The organism is Streptomyces sp. NPDC042102 (assembly GCF_055582305.1).
The window spans coordinates 856376-874039 of sequence record NZ_JBVJDL010000003.1 but is presented as its reverse complement, the minus strand read 5'-3'; the positions used below and the strand labels follow the sequence as shown (position 1 = coordinate 874039).

General features: G+C 75.0%; 16 protein-coding genes. 6 read left to right on the top strand and 10 right to left on the bottom strand.

Features of this window, described 5'->3' with window-relative positions:
- Positions 1–12: 12 nt before the first annotated feature.
- The 4 genes from ACZ6KO_RS17295 to ACZ6KO_RS17280 are packed head-to-tail and all read right to left on the bottom strand — an operon-like array spanning position 13 to position 4547.
- Positions 13–642 (bottom strand): GTP-binding protein, encoded by a 630-nt coding sequence (locus ACZ6KO_RS17295; RefSeq protein WP_469304782.1) that lies wholly within the window; start codon positions 640–642, stop codon positions 13–15.
- On the bottom strand, positions 623–1015 hold the full coding sequence (locus ACZ6KO_RS17290) for a DUF742 domain-containing protein (RefSeq protein WP_469304781.1): 393 nt from the start codon (positions 1013–1015) through the stop codon (positions 623–625). Before ACZ6KO_RS17290 ends, ACZ6KO_RS17295 begins: the two co-directional genes overlap by 20 nt.
- Entirely contained in the window at positions 1012–1506 is a 495-nt protein-coding gene (locus ACZ6KO_RS17285) for a roadblock/LC7 domain-containing protein (RefSeq protein WP_469304780.1), read from the bottom strand. The genes ACZ6KO_RS17290 and ACZ6KO_RS17285 overlap by 4 nt, the downstream gene beginning before the upstream one ends.
- A complete protein-coding gene (locus ACZ6KO_RS17280; protein WP_469304779.1) occupies positions 1503–4547 on the bottom strand; it encodes a nitrate- and nitrite sensing domain-containing protein in 3045 nt (1014 codons plus the stop codon). The genes ACZ6KO_RS17285 and ACZ6KO_RS17280 overlap by 4 nt, the downstream gene beginning before the upstream one ends.
- A gap of 404 nt (positions 4548–4951) precedes the next feature.
- On the opposite strand from ACZ6KO_RS17280, the gene ACZ6KO_RS17275 reads away from it, so the two are divergent.
- Positions 4952–5734 (top strand): protein phosphatase 2C domain-containing protein, encoded by a 783-nt coding sequence (locus ACZ6KO_RS17275; protein ID WP_469304778.1) that lies wholly within the window; start codon positions 4952–4954, stop codon positions 5732–5734.
- Between the two features lie 18 nt (positions 5735–5752).
- Here ACZ6KO_RS17275 and ACZ6KO_RS17270 read toward each other — a convergent pair whose 3' ends face one another.
- Positions 5753–6322 (bottom strand): MarR family winged helix-turn-helix transcriptional regulator, encoded by a 570-nt coding sequence (locus ACZ6KO_RS17270; RefSeq protein WP_469304777.1) that lies wholly within the window; start codon positions 6320–6322, stop codon positions 5753–5755.
- A gap of 63 nt (positions 6323–6385) precedes the next feature.
- A complete protein-coding gene (lon, locus tag ACZ6KO_RS17265) occupies positions 6386–8782 on the bottom strand; it encodes an endopeptidase La (RefSeq protein WP_469304776.1) in 2397 nt (798 codons plus the stop codon).
- 151 nt (positions 8783–8933) lie between these two features.
- Here lon and ACZ6KO_RS17260 point away from each other — a divergent pair, with 151 nt between their 5' ends.
- Entirely contained in the window at positions 8934–9602 is a 669-nt protein-coding gene (locus tag ACZ6KO_RS17260) for a DNA alkylation repair protein (protein ID WP_469304775.1), read from the top strand.
- Here the strand turns inward: ACZ6KO_RS17260 and dnaN are convergent.
- From dnaN to ACZ6KO_RS17240, 4 genes are all read right to left on the bottom strand, one after another.
- Positions 9590–10714 (bottom strand): DNA polymerase III subunit beta, encoded by a 1125-nt coding sequence (gene dnaN, locus ACZ6KO_RS17255; RefSeq protein WP_469304774.1) that lies wholly within the window; start codon positions 10712–10714, stop codon positions 9590–9592. The genes ACZ6KO_RS17260 and dnaN overlap by 13 nt on opposite strands.
- 76 nt (positions 10715–10790) lie before the next feature.
- Positions 10791–11576, bottom strand: coding sequence for a DUF4097 family beta strand repeat-containing protein (locus tag ACZ6KO_RS17250; protein ID WP_469304773.1), 786 nt, complete (start codon positions 11574–11576; stop codon positions 10791–10793).
- A gap of 64 nt (positions 11577–11640) precedes the next feature.
- Positions 11641–12489, bottom strand: a complete 849-nt coding sequence (locus ACZ6KO_RS17245) for a sulfurtransferase (RefSeq protein ID WP_469304772.1) — start codon at positions 12487–12489, stop codon at positions 11641–11643.
- A gap of 108 nt (positions 12490–12597) precedes the next feature.
- Positions 12598–14034 carry a glycosyltransferase family 39 protein gene (locus ACZ6KO_RS17240; protein ID WP_469304771.1) on the bottom strand — a complete coding sequence of 479 codons (1437 nt, stop codon included), beginning with the start codon at positions 14032–14034 and terminating at the stop codon, positions 12598–12600.
- A 36-nt stretch (positions 14035–14070) separates the two neighbouring features.
- Between ACZ6KO_RS17240 and ACZ6KO_RS17235 the strand changes: the two genes are divergently transcribed.
- The 4 genes from ACZ6KO_RS17235 to ACZ6KO_RS17220 all read left to right on the top strand — a co-directional run bounded on the left by ACZ6KO_RS17235 (position 14071) and on the right by ACZ6KO_RS17220 (position 17407).
- Positions 14071–14670 (top strand): hypothetical protein, encoded by a 600-nt coding sequence (locus tag ACZ6KO_RS17235; RefSeq protein WP_469304770.1) that lies wholly within the window; start codon positions 14071–14073, stop codon positions 14668–14670.
- Between the two features lie 111 nt (positions 14671–14781).
- Complete coding sequence (locus ACZ6KO_RS17230; protein WP_469304769.1) at positions 14782–15486, top strand: spermidine synthase family protein; 705 nt, start codon at positions 14782–14784, stop codon at positions 15484–15486.
- A gap of 59 nt (positions 15487–15545) precedes the next feature.
- Positions 15546–16286 carry a response regulator transcription factor gene (locus ACZ6KO_RS17225; RefSeq protein WP_469304768.1) on the top strand — a complete coding sequence of 247 codons (741 nt, stop codon included), beginning with the start codon at positions 15546–15548 and terminating at the stop codon, positions 16284–16286.
- 47 nt (positions 16287–16333) lie between these two features.
- Entirely contained in the window at positions 16334–17407 is a 1074-nt protein-coding gene (locus tag ACZ6KO_RS17220) for a HAMP domain-containing sensor histidine kinase (RefSeq protein WP_469305003.1), read from the top strand.
- Positions 17408–17664 lie beyond the last annotated feature (257 nt).

Below are 17664 nucleotides of genomic sequence, written 5' to 3'. Positions count from 1 at the left end.
GAACTCAGATCTCTATTCGGGGGTGTGGTCCAGGGCGTGGCCGACGAGGGTCAGCAGGGATTCGACGACCGTCGCCCGGCTGCGCGCGTCCATGATCACGACGGGTACGGAGTCCGGGACGGTCAGCGCCTCGCGCACGTCCTCCGGCTCGTACGAGCGGGAGCCCTCGAAGTGGTTGACGGCGACGGCGTACGGCAGGCCGCAGCTCTCGAAGTAGTCGAGGGCGGGGAAGCAGTCGGTCAGCCGGCGGGTGTCGGCCAGCACGATGCCGCCGACGGCGCCGCGCACCAGGTCGTCCCACATGAACCAGTAGCGTTCCTGGCCGGGGGTGCCGTACACGTACAGGACGAGGTCGTCGTCGAGGGTGACGCGGCCGAAGTCCATCGCGACGGTGGTGGTGTTCTTGTCCGGGGTCGCGGAGAGGTCGTCGGTGGGCACGCTCGCCGCGGTCATCAGGGCCTCGGTGCGCAGCGGGGTGATCTCGGAGACGGAGCCCACGAAGGTGGTCTTGCCGACGCCGAAGCCGCCCGCGACCAGCACCTTGACGGCGACGGGGGCGCGGGAGCGGTCGTACTGCCAGGGCTGGACGGCCTCGTCGTGCACGTCGGCCAGCAGCTGCGGATCAAAGACGGCGGAGCCCACTGAGCACCCTTTCGAGCAGCGCGCGGTCGGGGCGGCCGGTGCCGTGGCCGGTGCCGGTGCCGGCGCCGTAGACGCGCAGCCTGCCCTGGTCGGCGAGGTCGCAGACCAGGACGCGGACCACGCCGAGCGGCAGCTTCAGCAGCGCGGCGATCTCGGCGACCGTGCGCATGCGGCGGCAGACCTCGACGATGGCCCGCATCTCGGGCACACGGTCGGACTTCTTCTCCTCGGTGTCCAGGGTGGCGACGAAGGTCTCGACGAGCAGGACGCGGGGCAGGCGGGTACGGCCACCGGTGAGCGAGTACGGGCGGACGCGCGCGGGGCGGCGGTCCGCCCCGCGTATCGGCAGGCGTGCGGGAGCCGGTGTCCTCACTTGGCGTTCTCCATGGACTGACGCAGCTCACTGCGGACTTCGGGGGTCAGGACGTGGCCGGCACGGCCCACGAAGAGCGACATGTGGTAGGCGACGACGCTCATGTCGCAGTCGGGCGTGGCGTGCACGCCGAGCAGCGAGCCGTCGCTGATGACCATGACGAACACGGAGCCGTGCTCCATCGCCACCATGGTCTGCTTGACGGCCCCGCCGTCCATGAGCTGGGCGGCGCCGGTGGTGAGGCTGCCGAGCCCGGACACGATGGTGGCAAGGTCCGCGCTGGCGCCGCGGGGCCCGCGGGGCGGCTGCGCGCTCTGCTCGTCGTCACCGGCGCCCGTGACGGGGTCGGGGTCGGAGGACAGCAGCAGCAGGCCGTCCGAGGAGACGACCGCGACGGAGACGATCCCTGGCACCTCCTCGACGAGGTCGGTCAGCAGCCACTGCAGGTTGCGGGCCTGGGTGCTCAGTCCGTACGTACTGGGCGCGGTCATGTGCGTGCCTCCTGTGCCGTGTCCCCCTGGTCGGTCTGCCCCTGCCCCTCGCCGGGCGGCCGGCCGCGTTCCCCGGCCAGCTCGGCCTCGACGACGCGCCGCCCGTCGCGGGTCCCCCGGGCGAAGCCGCCGAGGCGGCGCCGCAGGTCCTCGGCGTCCACCTTGCGCGGCTCGGGGCGTACGGGCTTCTCGCGCCCGGCGGCGACGGCGCGGGGCGTCCTCTTGGGCAGTCCCTTGGCGGTGACGGTACCGGCGCGCGGGGCGTCGTCCTCGGCGGGCTCGGGGTGGCTCCCCTGCCGGGGCACCCAGCCCTCGGACTCGTCGCCGGCCTGGGCGTGCGCGGCCGGCTCCGGCTCGGGTACGGCGCGGCGGTCGGCGGCGAGCAGCGAGAGCCCCTCGTCCACGACGATCCCGGCCCCGGCCGCACGGCCCGCGGTGAACACCTCGTCGGCGGGCGGCAGCTGGCCGTCCGCGCCGCGCGTCCCGTCCGTCCTGTCTGTCTCGTTCGCCTCGTCCGCCTCGGGTCCGAGGGCGCGCGCGTGCGTCTCGGACTCCGCCGTGAACACCTGGTCGGCAGGCGGCAGCGGCCCGTCCGGCTCCGGCGCGAAGGCGGGTACGGCGGCTTCGGGCGCGAGCCGGGCCTCGGGGCCGGACGCGGCGTCGGCGGCCGGCTCGGGCTCGGCGTCGGCTCCGGCGGCGGGCTCGACGTCGTCTCCTGCGTCGACTTCGGCTTCGGCGTCGACTTCGGCTTCGGCGGCGGCTTCGGGCGTGCCCGTCGCGGCCGCCGGCGTCGCCGGGGTCGTCCCGGCCGTCGGGACCATCCGGGCCAGGAGCTCGGTCTCCGGGGTGCCGGCCAGTTCGGCGAGGTCGGCCTCGATGGCGGCGGTGGCTTCGGGGTCCGCCGTGGCCGACGGTTCGGCGGCGGGGTCCGTCCGCGGGCGCAGCCTCGGCTGGAGGGTGTTCTCGTTCGCCTCGGCCACCACGCCCGGCAGCCGGTACGCCGTGCCGCCCGGCGTCGCCAGGGTGTGCACCGGGGAGACCGGCGGGCCGTCCGGAAGGAGCCCGGCCGGGACGACCACCAGCGCCTCGGTGCCACCGTGCCGCGCCGCCCGGAGCTCCGCGGTGACGCCGTGGCGCGCGGCCAGCCGGCCCGCGACGTACAGGCCGAGGCCCAGCCCGTGCTCCGACTCGGGCTCCGCGTCGTACGCGTCGGGCGAGGACAGCCGGGCGTTGAGCGACTCCAGCCGGTCCTCGGTGACGCCGATGCCCTCGTCCACGACGGACAGCACGACATCACCGGTGTCCAGCAGCCGTCCGGTGACCTTGACCTTCGCCTCGGGCGGCGAGAAGGTCGTGGCGTTCTCCAGCAGTTCGGCGAGCACGTGCGAGAGGTCGTCCGCGGCGTGCCCGGCCACCTGCGTGTACGACGGCAGCGCCCGCAGGTCGACCCGCTCGTACCGCTCGATCTCGCTGACCGCCGCCCGGACGACGTCGACCAGCGGCACCGGGTCCGCGTGCCCGTGACCGTGCTCCTGGCCCGCCAGGACCAGCAGGTTCTCGTTGTGGCGGCGCATCACCGTGGCCAGGTGGTCCAGCCGGAACAGCGTCGCGAGCCGGTCGGGGTCCTGCTCCTTGGACTCCAGCTCCTCGATGACCGTCAGCTGGCGCTCGACCAGGCCGAGGGTGCGCAGCGAGAGCGACACCGAGGTCGTGGACATGATGCGGCGGTGCTCCTCCAGCCCCGTCCGCAGCTGCTCCAGCTCCGCCTCCAGCGCCGTACGGCCCTGGCTCAGCGCCTCGTTGCGGCCGATCAGGCGGCGCCGGTCGGCGTCCATCCCGGCGATCTTCGTGTGCAGGGCGACGGTCTGCTCGCGCACGGCGTTCAGCGAGCGGACCACGTCCGCGAACTCGTCGTTGCGGCCGGTGAAGCGCACGGGCTCGACCGAGCCCTCGGCCGTGGCCAGCCGGGCGGCGCCGCGCCGCAGCACCGACAGCGGCCGGGTCAGCGACCGCGCGACCGCCGTGGTGACGCCCACGACCACCAGGAAGAGCAGGCCCAGGCCGGCGACCAGCATCTCCAGGGCGCTCACGTCGTCGTCGCGCAGCTGGGCCAGCGCCTCGGCGCGCTCGGTGGCGAGCGTGGACTCCACCGAACGCATCCGGTCGATGCGCGCGGTCAGGGCGCTCCCGACGGCCCCCGCGTCGGCCTTGCGGTCTGCGGTGGAGAGCGTCGGCCGCTCGGTGAGGCGGCCCAGCCAGTCGTCGGCGGACTTCACCTCGGGGCCGGTCACGGTCGCGGCCAGCGTCTGGCGTACGTCGGGCCGGGCGGTCCGCGTGAAGTCGTCGAGGGCGGCCTGCTCCCGTACCCGCGTGCGCTGGGCGGCGGTGGTCAGCTCGTCCGCGGCGGCCGTGCCGGAGGGCTGCTCGGCACGGGGGACGGCCAGCGCGGCGAGCAGCAGTCCACGGGTGGCGGAGGCCTGGTCGACGGCCTGGCCCAGCGGGCCGAGCGGCCGTCCGGTGGCCAGGGCGGCGTCGGCCCGCGGCGGGGTCCGGTCGGCCAGGCGGGCGCCGGGGGCGAGCAGGTCGGCGATGACGGCGGAGTAGGCCTGGTGCGCGGCCAGGGGCGTGCCCTTGCCGTCGACGGCTTCCGCCCGTACGGCCGGGATGCGGCCGAGGGCCTGCCCGAGCTCCTCGTCGGCGTCGGCCCGTACCTCGGCGAGCTGCCGGTCGGCGCGCGCGGCGCGCTCCTGGACGGCGGCCTTGCCGGCGGCGGGGCGGCCCTTGGCGGCGTACTCGGTGACGGCGTCGCGCTCGTCGGCGAGGAGGTGGCCGAGGGTGAGGGCGTGGCGGGACCGCTCGGCGCTGGTCACCAGCGCCTGGGCGTCGTTCAGATCGGCCGTGGCCGAGACGACGGCCGGGGCGCCCGCGCCCAGTACGGCGAGGCCGGCGACGGCGACGCCGATGACCAGCCTGCGGCGCACCCGTACGGTGCGTCCTTCGGCATGCGCGGTGCCGTTCTTCCGAGACCGCTTCTTCTGCACCGGTGCTCGCCATCCTGTACGTGTGGTCGTGCCGTGAATCGTCTACTCGTGTGGCCGAGGTAACGGCCGGTCAACAAGTAAACGCTCCCTGCCCGCTCGTACCGCTTCAGACCTTCGCAGTGTGTTTGGGAGAGAGCCGCCCATCGCCCGCCCGGCCACTCGAACGAGTGAACATCACGGATGAGTTGGCGAACAACTCGGCCGGACCCCCGTCAGGGCTCCGGCGCGGGCCGACGGTTGAAAGATCCCGGGGCCCTTGGCAGTATGCCCGCGCACATCCGCGCGGACCCGTTCCCTCCGTTCCGGCGCATTGGTACGTACCTGCAGGCGCCCGCGTCCGCCCCGCCGCGGCGGAGCCCCGTCACGCCCGTCGGCACCCGGACATCCCAGGGCAGACTGTCCGTATGCGCATCGATCTCGCCTCCGCGCCCGGCAATGCGGAACACCCCAATCAGGACTGGCTGTCGGCCTCGATACCCGCGTCCGGGACCGGTGGTGTGCTGGTCGCGCTGGACGGGGTGACGCCACCGCGCGGGGACGACGGCTGCGTGCACGGCGTGCCGTGGTTCACGGCCCGGCTGGGCGGCCGATTGACCGAACTGTCCGGATCGCGGCGGGACATGCCCCTGACGGCGGTCCTGGCCGAGGCGATCCGCGCGACGGCCGACACCCACCGGGACGGGTGTGACCTTTCTCACGTCCGCACACCCCAGGCGACGGTGGTCATGGTCCGCTGGGACGACGTGTCCGTCGAACACCTCGTCCTGTCCGACTCGGTGCTGCTGCTCGAGTCGCCGGAGGGCGAGGTGACCGCGGTCCTCGACGACCGGCTCGACCGGGTCCCGCGCGAGGTGCTGCGCTCGGTGGCCGCCACGGACGCGCTGCGCAACGCGGAGGGCGGCTTCTTCACCGCCGCGGCCGACCCGGCGGTCGCCGCCCGCGCCGTGACCGGCCGGATCCCGCGCACGCGGGTGCGGGCGCTGGCCGCGCTGACGGACGGTGCGAGCCGGTGGACGGACACGTTCGGGGAGGGCGACTGGGCTCAACTGCTGGGCGTGCTGCGCAAGGAGGGCGCGCAGGGCCTGATCGACCGGGTCCGCACGATCGAGTCGGACCCCCTGCGCCCGCCGGGGCCGGGCCGCTCCAAGCGCCACGACGACGCCTCGGCGGCGTACGCGGAGCTGTAGATCCTGCCCGACGCGGGGCTACTCCGAGCCCTGGTTCAGCTGGTTGAGCAGGCGGGCCAGTTCCGCGACCTCGCCGCGGTCCCAGTCGGCCAGCTTGCGCATGTACCGCTCCCGGCGCGCGTCGCGGACCGCGAGGAAGCGGTCGCGGCCCTCGGGGGTGAGGCCGACCAGGAAGGCGCGGCCGTCCGCCGGGTCCTGGTCGCGGGCGATCAGACCGAGGTCCTCCAGGGCGCGCAGCTGGCGGCTCATCGTGGCCTTGCCGACGCCGAAGTAGGCGGCCAGTTCGGTGGCGCGCTGGCGGCCGGCCGCCTCCAGGCGGACCAGCAGGCCGTACGCCGCGGGCTCCAGCCCGGGGTGGAGCTCACGGGCCATCTCGCCCGAGGACGCCCGGGCGCGCCGGAGGAAGACGGACAGCTCCCGCTCCAGCGCGAGGAACTCCTGGTCTTCGCTCCCGTGCACGTCCTGCTCCTGTCCGTGGTGGTGCGGGCCCGGCCGGCCCGGCTCGGCCCCAGTTTCGCAGGACCCGGCCCGGGCCCCGCCGCCGCGGGTCCCGGGCCGTGTCGTGCGCACACGCCGTGCCGGTCGCATGTCGGATCGCCCGCCGTAGCCGTACGCGCCGGACCGCCCGGGCCGCGGCGGTTGCCCGCCGGGTCAGGCCGCTGCGGTGACCGCCACGCCGGCCTCGGTCAGCGCCAGCTCCAGCACCTGGCGCACGTCCGTCACCGGGTGCACCTCCAGCCGCTCCAGCACCTGGGCCGGTACGTCGTCCAGGTCGGCCTCGTTCCGCTTCGGGATGATCACGGTGGTCAGCCCGGCCCGGTGCGCGGCCAGCAGCTTCTGCTTGACCCCGCCGATCGGCAGCACCCGCCCGGTCAGCGAGACCTCGCCGGTCATGGCCACGTCGGTGCGGACCTGCCGCCCGGACAGCAGCGAGGCCAGCGCCGTGGTCATGGTGATGCCCGCGCTCGGGCCGTCCTTGGGCACCGCGCCCGCCGGGAAGTGGATGTGCACGCCCCGGTCCTTCAGGTCGGCGACCGGCAGTTCCAGCTCGGCGCCGTGCGAGCGCAGGAAGCTGAGCGCGATCTGCGCCGACTCCTTCATCACGTCGCCCAGCTGGCCGGTCAGCGTCAGTCCGGCCGCGCCCGTCTCCGGGTCCGCCAGCGAGGCCTCCACGAACAGCACGTCGCCGCCCGCGCCGGTGACCGCGAGGCCGGTGGCCACGCCCGGCACCGCCGTGCGCCGCTCGGCCGGGTCCTGCGCGGACTCCGGCACGTGGTGCGGCCGCCCGATCAGGCCGCGCAGGTCGCCCTCGCCGATGGCGAAGGGCAGCTCGCGCCCGCCCAGTTCGTGCTGGGAGGCCACCTTGCGCAGGAGCCGCGCGATGGTCCGCTCCAGGGTGCGCACGCCCGCCTCCCGGGTGTACTCCCCGGCCAGCTTGCGCAGCGCGTCCTCCTCCAGGCTCACCTCGTCGGCGCCCAGGCCCGCGCGCTCCAGCTGGCGCGGCAGCAGGTGGTCACGGGCGATGACGACCTTCTCGTCCTCCGTGTACCCGTCCAGCCGGACCAGCTCCATCCGGTCGGCCAGTGCCTCGGGGATGGCCTCCAGGACGTTGGCCGTGGCCAGGAACACCACGTCGCTGAGGTCGAGCTCGACCTCCAGGTAGTGGTCGCGGAAGGTGTGGTTCTGCGCCGGGTCCAGGACCTCCAGCAGGGCGGCCGCCGGGTCGCCCCGGTAGTCCGAGCCGACCTTGTCGATCTCGTCCAGCAGGACGACCGGGTTCATCGAGCCGGCCTCCTTGATGGCCCGCACGATCCGGCCGGGCAGGGCGCCGACGTACGTCCGCCGGTGGCCGCGGATCTCGGCCTCGTCGCGTACGCCGCCCAGCGCGACCCGGACGAACGTGCGCCCCATGGCGTGCGCCACGGACTCGCCGAGCGAGGTCTTGCCGACACCGGGCGGGCCCACCAGGGCGAGCACGGCACCGCCGCGCCGTCCGCCGACGACGCCCAGGCCGCGGTCGGCGCGCCGCTTGCGCACCGCCAGGTACTCGGTGATGCGGTCCTTGACGTCCTCCAGCCCGGCGTGCTCGGCGTCGAGCACCGCCCGCGCGCCCTGGATGTCGTAGGCGTCCTCGGTGCGCTCGTTCCAGGGCAGTTCGAGGACGGTGTCCAGCCAGGTGCGGATCCAGGAGCCCTCGGGGGACTGGTCGCTGGCGCGCTCCAGCTTCTCGACCTCCTTCAGGGCCGCCTCGCGGACCTTCTCGGGGAGGTCGGCTGCCTCGACGCGGGCCCGGTAGTCGTCGGACTCCTCGCCCTCCGCGTCGCCGTTCAGCTCGCGCAGTTCCTTGCGTACGGCGTCCAGCTGACGGCGGAGCAGGAACTCGCGCTGCTGCTTGTCCACGCCCTCCTGCACGTCCTTGGCGATGGACTCGGCGACGTCCTGCTCGGCGAGGTGCTCGCCCAGCCACTTCACGGCGAGCCGCAGGCGGGCGACGGGGTCGGCGGTCTCCAGCAGTTCGACCTTCTGGGCCACGGTGAGGAACGGGGAGTAGCCGGAGTTGTCGGCGAGGGCGGAGACGCCCTCGATGCCCTGGACCCGGTCCACGACCTGCCAGGCGCCGCGCTTCTTGAGCCAGCTGGTGGCGAGCGCCTTGTACTCCTTGACGAGCTCGGTGACCGCGCCGGGCAGCGGGTCGGGCACGTGCTCCTCGACGGTCTCGCCCTCGACCCAGAGCGCGGCGCCGGGGCCGGTGGTGCCGGCGCCGATGCGGACCCGGCCGCGCCCGCGGATGAGGGCGCCCGGGTCGCCGTCGGAGAGCCGCCCCACCTGTTCGACGGTGCCGAGCACGCCCGTCGCGGCGTACGTGCCGTCGACGCGCGGCACGAGCAGCACCCGCGGCTTGCCGGTCTTGGCCGCCGCCTGGGCGGCCTCCACGGCCGCCCGTACCTCGGCGTCGGACAGGTCCAGCGGAACCACCATTCCGGGCAGCACGACCTCGTCGTCAAGCGGCAGCACGGGCAGAGTGAGCGTTACGGACGTCGAAGCCATGATCTTCCCTCCGGCAGTGAAGTTGAGCTATGCCGACTCAATGCAGGTGCGCCTCCCAATGTTCCCCAACCCCCGTTCGCCCCCGGCGAACACGCCTCCGGCGTAGCCTGGCCGTGCAGGGACCGCCCTGCCCGAGGACAGGAGGCCCGGGGTGACCGGAACGACGGTGGCGCAGGTCAGGGCCGAGCTGGCCGCGCTGGAGGACCCGAAGACGCGCGCGGTGAACGAGCGCCACGGCGACGACCACGGGGTGAACCTCACCAAGCTGCGCGCGCTCGCCAAGCGGCTGAAGACGCAACAGGACCTGGCGCGCGAGCTGTGGGCGACGGACGACAGCGCAGCACGGCTGGTGGCGCTGCTGATCTGCCGCCCGAAGGAGTTCGGGCGCGAGGAGCTGGACGGCATGCTGCGCGGGGCCCGCACGCCCAAGGTGCACGACTGGCTCGTCAACTACGTGGTGAAGAAGAGCCCGCACGCCGAGGAGCTGCGCCTGGCCTGGACCGCCGACCCGGACCCGGTGGTCGCGAGCGCCGGCTGGGCGCTGACCACCGAGCGGGTGGCGAAGCGGCCCGCGGGGCTGGACCTCGCGGGACTGCTGGACGTGATCGAGGCGGACATGAAGGACGCCCCGGACCGTCTGCAGTGGGCGATGAACCACTGCCTGGCCCAGATCGGCATCGAGCACCCGGAGCTGCGCGCCCGCGCGATCGGCATCGGCGAGCGCCTGGAGGTGCTCAAGGACTACCCGACTCCCCCGAACTGCACCTCCCCGTACGCGCCCGCCTGGATCGCCGAGATGGTGCGCCGTCAGTCGAGCTGACGGACGGACATCAGCAGGTGCCGGTGGCCGGTGTCGCCGGTGGCGGTGTCGCCGGTGCCGGTGCCGAGCAGGACGCGCTGCCCCGGGCCCTGGAGGTCGAAGCGGACGTCCGGGCCGGTGAAGGAGGTGAGGGCGTCCAGCAGGTACGCCGGGTTGAAGGCCACGGCCATGGCGTCCGCGCCGGTCAGGGTGGCCGCGAGCGCCTGTGAGGCGACGTCGTCGGCGTACCCGGCCCGGAGCAGGACACTGCCGTCGCCGCGGAAGTCGAGCCGGACGGGGCTGTGGGGCTCCGCGACGACGGCGACCCGGCGGACGGCGTCCGCGAGCGCCGCGCGCCCGGTGACGGCGACGGCGGCGCCGTCCAGCGCGAACAGCTTGTCGTACCGCGGCAGCCGGCCCTCCAGCAGCCGCAGGGTGGCGGCCCGGCCACCGGCCTCGAAGCCGATGAGGCCGCCCTCGCAGCCGATCCGGACCGGCCCGGACTTCGCCAGGGACCGGGCGATCTCGGCGAGCCGCCGGCCCGGGACCACCACTTCCACGGCGTCGGAGCCGGGGTCCCCCGGCTGCCAGGCCAGCGTGCGCACGGCGTACCGGTACCGGTCGGAGGCGGCCAGCGTCAGCTCCGCGCCGTCCAGCCGGACCTGGATCCCCGTGAGCACCGGCAGCGCCTCGTCCCGTCCGGCGGCGACGGCCACCTGCGCGACGGCCTCCGCGAACGCGGCCGCGTCCACTTCGCCGCGGACCGCCGGGAGGGCCGGCCGCGGCGGGTACTCCTCCCGCGGCAGCGTGGAGAGCCCGAACCGGGTGCCCGCGGCGCCCTCCACCGTGAAGCGCGCCCCGTCCAGCACGCACGTCACCTCCCCCTCGGGCAGCACCTTGCAGATGTCGAGCAGCCGCCGCCCCAGCACGAGCACGCTGCCCTCCACCGCCGTGGCGGCGGGCACCTCGACCCGCGCGGACGCCTCGTAGTCGAACCCGGACACCCGCAGCCGCCCGTCGCGGGCGTCCAGCAGCAGCCCGCCCAGCACGGGCACCGGCGTCCGCGCGGGCACCGCCCGCGCCGCCCACCCCACGGCCCCTGCCAGCTCCGCCCGCCCGACCCTGAACTCCATGCGCGCCACCCCCGTCGACCCGTACCACTCGGTGGTCGCACGGTAGGCCCCGCCACTGACAACGGGCCCGCGGCGGCTAGCCGGCGGCGAGGGAGATGTCGCCCGAGGTCGTACGGAGCGTCAGGGAGGACGGGGCCGACGGGTCGGAGGGCAGGGAGACGCTGCGCTCGCCCGAGTCGCTGCGGGTGTCGACGCGGTACGGACCCCGCGGCACCCGGACGGTCACGTCGCCCGAACTGGCCGTGGCCGTCAGGGCGGACGGGGCCGCGGTGAAGTCCAGCCGGACGTCGCCCGACTCGGTGGTGACCCGCGCGGACGGGGAGGCGAGGGCGGAGCCCGTGATGGAGCCCGAGGAGGTGTCCAGGCGGACCGGGCCGGCGATGCCCTCGGCCCGGATGGAGCCCGAGTCGGAGTGCAGGTCGGCCGCGGCGACGCCGGTCACCGAGATCCGGCCGCTGTCGCTGTCCACCGTCACCTTGGCGGACGCCGGCACCGCGAGCCGGTAGTCGACGGTGCAGTCGGAGCAGTCGACCGCCAGCTTCAGGGTGCCGGCGCTGAGCCGCTCGGTGGGCCGGGGAGCGCTGCCACCCCAGTAGTGGACCGTACGGCCGATGGTGACGCCCGGTCCGGTACCCGTCGTGACCTCCACCGAGCCGGAGCGCGCGCCGGTCACCTCGACGGCGGTGACGGCCTCGGTGACCGTCGCGTCGGCCGTCATCCGCTTGCGCTCGTCGAGGAGGGAGCAGCCGGTCAGGGTCAGCGTGAGGGCGCCGGCCAGGGCCAGGGCCAGGGCGGTGGCGGGTGAGGACGCCCTGGCGGGTACGGGTGCCGTGGCGGATGCGGACGCGCGACGAGTGGTCATGCGTCCAGTGTTCCCGCGCGGCCGCCCCGCGCCGATGGGGCAGGTGCCCGGCCCCGGGGTGGGGTTAACCCCCGGTGACCACCGGCCGCGCGGACGACGGCAGGCCCCACTCGCTCCACGAGCCGTCGTACACGGCCAGCTCCCGGTAGCCGGCGAGGTCGGCGCCGAGCGCGAGCACGCACGCCGTGACGCCCGAGCCGCAGCTGAAGTACAGCGTCTCGCGGTCCCCGGCGAGCGCGGCGAAGGCGGCCCGCAGCCGGTCGGGCGGCAGCATCCGGCCGTCCTCGGTCTGCAACTCACCGAAGGGCAGGCCGGCCGACCCCGGCATGTGGCCGCCGCGCAGGCCGGGCCGGGGCTCGGGGGCGGTGCCCTCGAACCGGCCGCGGGTCCGCGCGTCCAGGACCAGGGCGGCGGGATCGGCCAGGGCCCGCGCCACGGCCGCGGCGTCCACGATCAGCCCGGGCCGGGGCCGGGCGGTGAAGTCGCCGCGCGGGCCGTCGTACGCGGCGGGCGCGTCCTCGACGGGCAGTGCGGCGGCGTCCCAGGCCGGCAGCCCGCCGTCGAGGACGGCGGCCCGGTCGAAGCCCATGGCGCGCAGCATCCACCAGGCGCGGGCGCTGGAGTAGATCCCGGCGCCGTCGTAGACGACGACGGTGGCCGTGTCGTCCACCCCGAGCGCCCGCAGCGCCTCGCCGAACTGCTGTGCGCCCGGCATGGTGTGCGGGACGGCACTGGTGTGGTCGGACAGTGCCCCGTCGAGGTCGAAGGGCCGTGCCCCGGGGATCCGCCGCCCGGCCCCCCGGTGCGCTCCGACGGAGGCGTCGAGGACGACCAGTCCGGGCCGCCCCAGCCGCTCGGCCAGCCAGTCGGTCCCCACCAGCGGCCCCGGCACCGTGTCGTCGGGCGTCGTCATCGCCCACCTCCCCCTCGTCGACCGGCCGCGTCGCCGATCCTCTGCACCATCCTCACCCGATGGCCGCTGATGATCCATAACCATCGCGGACCCCGGACCCCGGACCCGCTACGGGCAGGTTCCCGGCCGGGCGAAGAGCGCGACGCGCGCCCCCCGCACCTCGGTGACGGCGCACAGGTCGAAGTGCGTGGCCAGGGTCTGTCGTTTGACCGCCTCCCGCGGGTACGGGTCCACCGGCTGGCCCACGGGGTCCAGCAGCGCGATCACCCGGGATGCCGCCATCAGCCGGCCCCGCAGCTCCGCCGCCCCCAGCTCGGTGCCCCACAGGCTGTGCGAGGCCGTCGGGGTCCGGTCGAGCGCGAGGTCGCTCAGGCCGCCGTACACGTCCGGCGAGGACAGCAGCCACTCGCGCCGGCGCGCCGGCAGGAACAGCACCGCGTCGCCCGGCCGCGCCCGCTCCCGGACCGCGGCGGCCACCGCGTACGCGTCGTCCTTGCGGCTCTCGGGCGTCCGCAGCCACACCGACCACCAGCCCAGCGGCACCAGCAGCGCCGCCACCGCGGCCCACGCCCACGCCCGGCGCGCCCGCCCGCGCAGGTCCAGCCTGGCCGCCCGCGCCCCGGCCAGCAGGGCGGGACCGGCGAGCGCGTAGAGCACGTACCGGTCGACGTAGAGCGGGTGGACCAGGGAGACCGCCAGCAGCAGACCGGGCGGCAGCAGCGCCAGCGGCAGTGCGATCGTGACGAGCTCCCGGTCGGCGCCCCGGGCGAGCAGCAGGGAAAGGCCCGCGACCACCGCGTACGCCGCCCAGTCCGCCCACGACGGCCGCCCCAGCCAGCCCAGCTGCTGGGCCGCCTGCCCGGTGCTGACCCAGGCCAGCGGCGTCAGCAGCACCACGACGACTGCGGCGGACCACCGCCAGGCCCGCACCCGCCGGCCGGCCACGGCGTGCGCGAGCAGCGCGAGAACGGCGAACTCGTGCAGCCAGCACGCGAGGACCAGCAGCGCGGTGTACGCCACCCAGCGCCCGCGCAGCAGCAGGTAGGTGGCCCACACGACGGCGGCCGCGACCAGCGCGTACGAGCGGCCCTCCTGGGCGTACATCTGCACCGGCGGCAGCAGGGCGTACACCGCGCCCGCGCACAGCGCGGCCCGTGGCCCCGCCAGCCGGTGCCCGATCGCGGCGACCCCGGCCGCGGCGACCGCGGTGGCCAGCACGGACGGCAGCCGCAGGGCGGCGGGCCCGCCGTCCCAGAGGGCGAAGACCTCGTGCATGAGCAGGTAGTACAGGCCGTGGACGGCGTCCACCCGCCCCAGCAGCTCCGCCAGCGCGCCGACGGGCCGGTGGGCCACCTGCCAGGTGACGGACTCGTCGCGCCACATGCTGCCCCCGCGGTCCAGGCCCCACAGGCCGAGGGCGAGCGCGAGGACGAAGGGCAGGGCGAGGGCGAGGGCGAGGGCGGGTACCGGAGGCAGCGGGCGCCACAGGCGGTTCCTGCTGATGGCGGCCTCCGGGTGCTTTCCGTACGGGTGTGGGGACTCCATACTCGGGGTCCGGCTTGCTCTCTGCGGAGGTGGGGTGTGCTGAGCTCCGACACGGCCGCACGGCGCCGTCGACCGGCCACCGGGCGGCTGCTCGGTGCCGTGCTGTCCGGCGCGCTGCTGCTCGCCGGCTGCACCACGGGCGGCGCCGCGGACGACCGCCCGCCGACTCCGTCGGCGGCCACGACTCCCGCGACGGCCGTCCCGCCCCCGACCGCCGCCCCGAGCCCGACACCGACACCGACACCGCCCGCGACCGCGCCCGGGAGCCCGGCGCCGGCCCCCACCGCCACGCGGGCCGACCAGCGCCTGGTCACCGTCACCCGCAGCGGCGGCTTCGCCGGGAAGCAGAGCAGCCTCCTGGTCAAGGGGGACGGCTCATGGACCCGGCTGGACGGCCGCGCCCGTACGGTCGGCGAGGGCAGGCTGAGCGGCGCCGGGCTCGGCCGGCTGCGCACGGCCCTGCAGGACGCCGGCTTCGCCACGCTGCCCCGCACCCTGCTGGGCGACCGGCCCGTCTTCGACGGCTACACCTGGGCCTTCGTGTACGACGGCCGCGAGGTGGTGGCGGACTCCGCCGGTATCCCGGACCGGCTGCGCGCCGTCCTGGACGCGCTCCCCTCGTTCGAGACCGCTTAGGAACCACGTGCCGCGCCCCCGGTGCGGACGAGATCCCCGAGGCCGGAACAACCGGCCGCCGGCCCTCGTTGGGAAGACGAGTGACCGGCCGGTCACAGGGAGGAGCCGCCCGTGACAGTCCCCGTCCCCACCGCCGCACCCACCGCCCCACCCACACCCGTCACCCTCGACCGCCGCCAGGGCCCGCACGGCGAGGTGGTCCTGCGCCGCCGCGGCGACACGTACGAGATCATCGCCAACGGCTGTTTCCTGATGGACACCTCGGACGGCCGCTCGGAGCGGTTACTGGTCGACGTGGCCGCCGCCGAGACCGCGGCCGCGCGCCCCGCGCTCCTGATCGGCGGGCTCGGCGTCGGGTTCTCCCTCGCGCACGCCGCCGCCCGGCCGGAGCCCGGCTGGGCGCGGATCACCGTCGCCGAGCGTGAGGACGCCATCCTTGACTGGCACCGCGCCGGCCCCCTCGCCGCGCTCACGGGCAGGGCGCTGGCCGACCCCCGCGTCACCCTCCTGCATACCGATCTGGTCACTCATCTCCACGAGACCACCGACCGCTACGACGCCCTCTGTCTGGACATCGACAACGGCCCCGAGTGGACGGTCACCGAGGACAACCGGGCCCTGTACTCCCCCGCCGGACTGGCCGCCTGCCGCCGCCGGTTGAACCCCGGCGGCGTGCTCGCCGTATGGTCCGCGCAGCCGTCCGCCGCCTTCGAGGACGCCATGCGGAATGCCGGATTCAGTTCGGTACGGACGGAAGAGGTGCCCGTTGCCCGAGGTGTCCCGGACGTGATCCATCTCGGCCGGAACCCCGCATAGCCGCTGGCCGGTGCCTCCTCTACGCTGCACCCCATCACGCGGACTACCGGGGCGGGACGATGGAACAGACACACACCACGCACGTCGGCGCGGCGGCCACACCCGGCGCCCAGCGGCGGGTGCTCGTCGTCGAGGACGACCGGACGATCGCCGAGGCCATCGCCGCGCGGCTGCGCGCCGAGGGGTTCCAGGTGCAGACGGCCACCGACGGCCCGGCCGCCGTCGCGGCCGCCGAGAGCTGGCTGCCGGAGCTGCTCGTCCTCGACGTGATGCTGCCCGGGTTCGACGGGCTGGAGGTGTGCCGCCGGGTCCAGGCCCAGCGTCCGGTCCCGGTCCTCATGCTCACAGCCCGTGACGACGAGACCGACATGCTGGTCGGGCTGGGCGTCGGCGCGGACGACTACATGACCAAACCGTTCTCCATGCGCGAGCTCGCCGCCCGCGTGCACGTGCTGCTGCGCCGGGTCGAGCGGGCGACGATCGCCGCCACCGCCCCGCGCGGGTCCACGCTGCGCCTGGGCGACCTGGAGATCGACCACGCGCAGCGCCGGGTCCGGGTGCAGGCCGAGGACGTGCACCTGACGCCCACGGAGTTCGACCTGCTGGTGTGCCTGGCCGGCACCCCGCGCGCGGTGCTCTCGCGCGAGCAGCTCCTGGCCGAGGTCTGGGACTGGGCCGACGCCTCCGGCACCCGGACCGTCGACAGCCACATCAAGGCCCTGCGCCGCAAGATCGGAGCCGAGCGGATCCGCACCGTCCACGGCGTCGGGTACGCCCTGGAGACCCCGGCGCAGCCGTGAGCGGGCAGCGGCCGTCCCGTTCCGCGCAGCGGCCGTCCGGCCCCGGGCTGCGGCCGTCCGGTTCCGGGCTGCGGCCCTTCTCGCCCTTCTCGATCAAGACCAAGCTGGGCACGCTGGTCGTGGTCTCGGTCTTCATCACGACCGGGCTGCTGCTGGTCGCCCTGCGCACCGAGACCGAGCTCCGTTTCATCACGGTCTTCTCGGTGATCGCCTCGATGCTGATCACCCAGTTCGTGGCGCACAGCCTGACGGCGCCGCTGGACGACATGACCCGGGTCGCCCGCGCGATCTCGCACGGCGACTTCACCCGCCGGGTCCGGGGCGCGGGGCGCCGGGACGAGCTGGGCGACCTCGCGGCCACCATCAACCTCATGGCCGACGATCTGGAGGCCGTGGACCGGCACCGCAAGGAGCTGGTCGCCAACGTCTCCCACGAGCTGCGCACGCCGATCGCCGCGCTGCGCGCCGTACTGGAGAACGTCGTGGACGGGGTCTCGGCCGCCGATCCCGAGACGATGCGCACCGCCCTGAAGCAGACCGAGCGGCTGGGCCGGCTGGTGGAGACCCTGCTGGACCTGTCCCGGCTGGACCACGGGGTGGTGCCGCTGCGGGCGCGGCGCTTCGAGGTCTGGCCGTACCTGTCGGGCGTGCTGAAGGAGTCGGGGCTGGCGGCCGCGGGCCGGCCGGGCCTGGCCTCCGGGTCGGGCGGGCACACCCGTAACGACGTCCATCTGCACCTGGACGTCTTCCCGACCGATCTGACCGCGCACGCGGACGCGGAGCGGCTGCACCAGGTGGTGGCCAATCTGATCGACAACGCGGTCAAGCACAGCCCCCCGCACGGCCGGGTCACCGTACGGGCCCGCGGCGGCGAGGCGCCCGGCGGCCTGACGCTGGAGGTGCTCGACGAGGGCCCCGGCATCCCGCCGGACCAGTGGCACCGGGTCTTCGAGCGGTTCAACCGGGGCAGCACCGGCGGCGGCGACGGCGGCACCGGACTGGGCCTGGCGATCGCCCGCTGGGCGGTCGGGCTGCACGGCGGTGACATCCGCGTGGCCGAATCGTCACGAGGCTGCCGAATCCTTGTCACCCTTCCCGGCACCGCCCGGGCCGCTGGTTGACGTAGGGTTCGAGTCGGAAGGAGATGATCTCGGCCACACGTGCCCGGGATCCGTCAGGGGTGCGAAGCCACAGGGCCGCAACCACGATGACTCCTACCCGAACCAGGCTGGTTTCCCGCCATTCCCCCCGACGAAACCCGCCGTTCGGTGTGACCTGCGCGACGTAAGTCCCGCCCGGCCTGCATCACACCGCCCGAGAGGCGTAGCCTTTATTCCCGCTGTCCATACCTTGTGAAGCGGAAGAGGGCGGTTGCCGC

Coding starts and splice junctions, on each gene's coding strand:
- ACZ6KO_RS17270 (WP_469304777.1), bottom strand. CDS start 6,322: ATGCGACCGGCACGGCGTGTGCGCACGACACGGCCCGGGACCCGCGGC.
- dnaN (WP_469304774.1), bottom strand. CDS start 10,714: ATGGAGTTCAGGGTCGGGCGGGCGGAGCTGGCAGGGGCCGTGGGGTGG.
- ACZ6KO_RS17275 (WP_469304778.1), top strand. CDS start 4,952: ATGCGCATCGATCTCGCCTCCGCGCCCGGCAATGCGGAACACCCCAAT.
- ACZ6KO_RS17285 (WP_469304780.1), bottom strand. CDS start 1,506: ATGACCGCGCCCAGTACGTACGGACTGAGCACCCAGGCCCGCAACCTG.
- ACZ6KO_RS17225 (WP_469304768.1), top strand. CDS start 15,546: ATGGAACAGACACACACCACGCACGTCGGCGCGGCGGCCACACCCGGC.
- ACZ6KO_RS17245 (WP_469304772.1), bottom strand. CDS start 12,489: ATGACGACGCCCGACGACACGGTGCCGGGGCCGCTGGTGGGGACCGAC.
- ACZ6KO_RS17240 (WP_469304771.1), bottom strand. CDS start 14,034: ATGGAGTCCCCACACCCGTACGGAAAGCACCCGGAGGCCGCCATCAGC.
- lon (WP_469304776.1), bottom strand. CDS start 8,782: ATGGCTTCGACGTCCGTAACGCTCACTCTGCCCGTGCTGCCGCTTGAC.
- ACZ6KO_RS17250 (WP_469304773.1), bottom strand. CDS start 11,576: ATGACCACTCGTCGCGCGTCCGCATCCGCCACGGCACCCGTACCCGCC.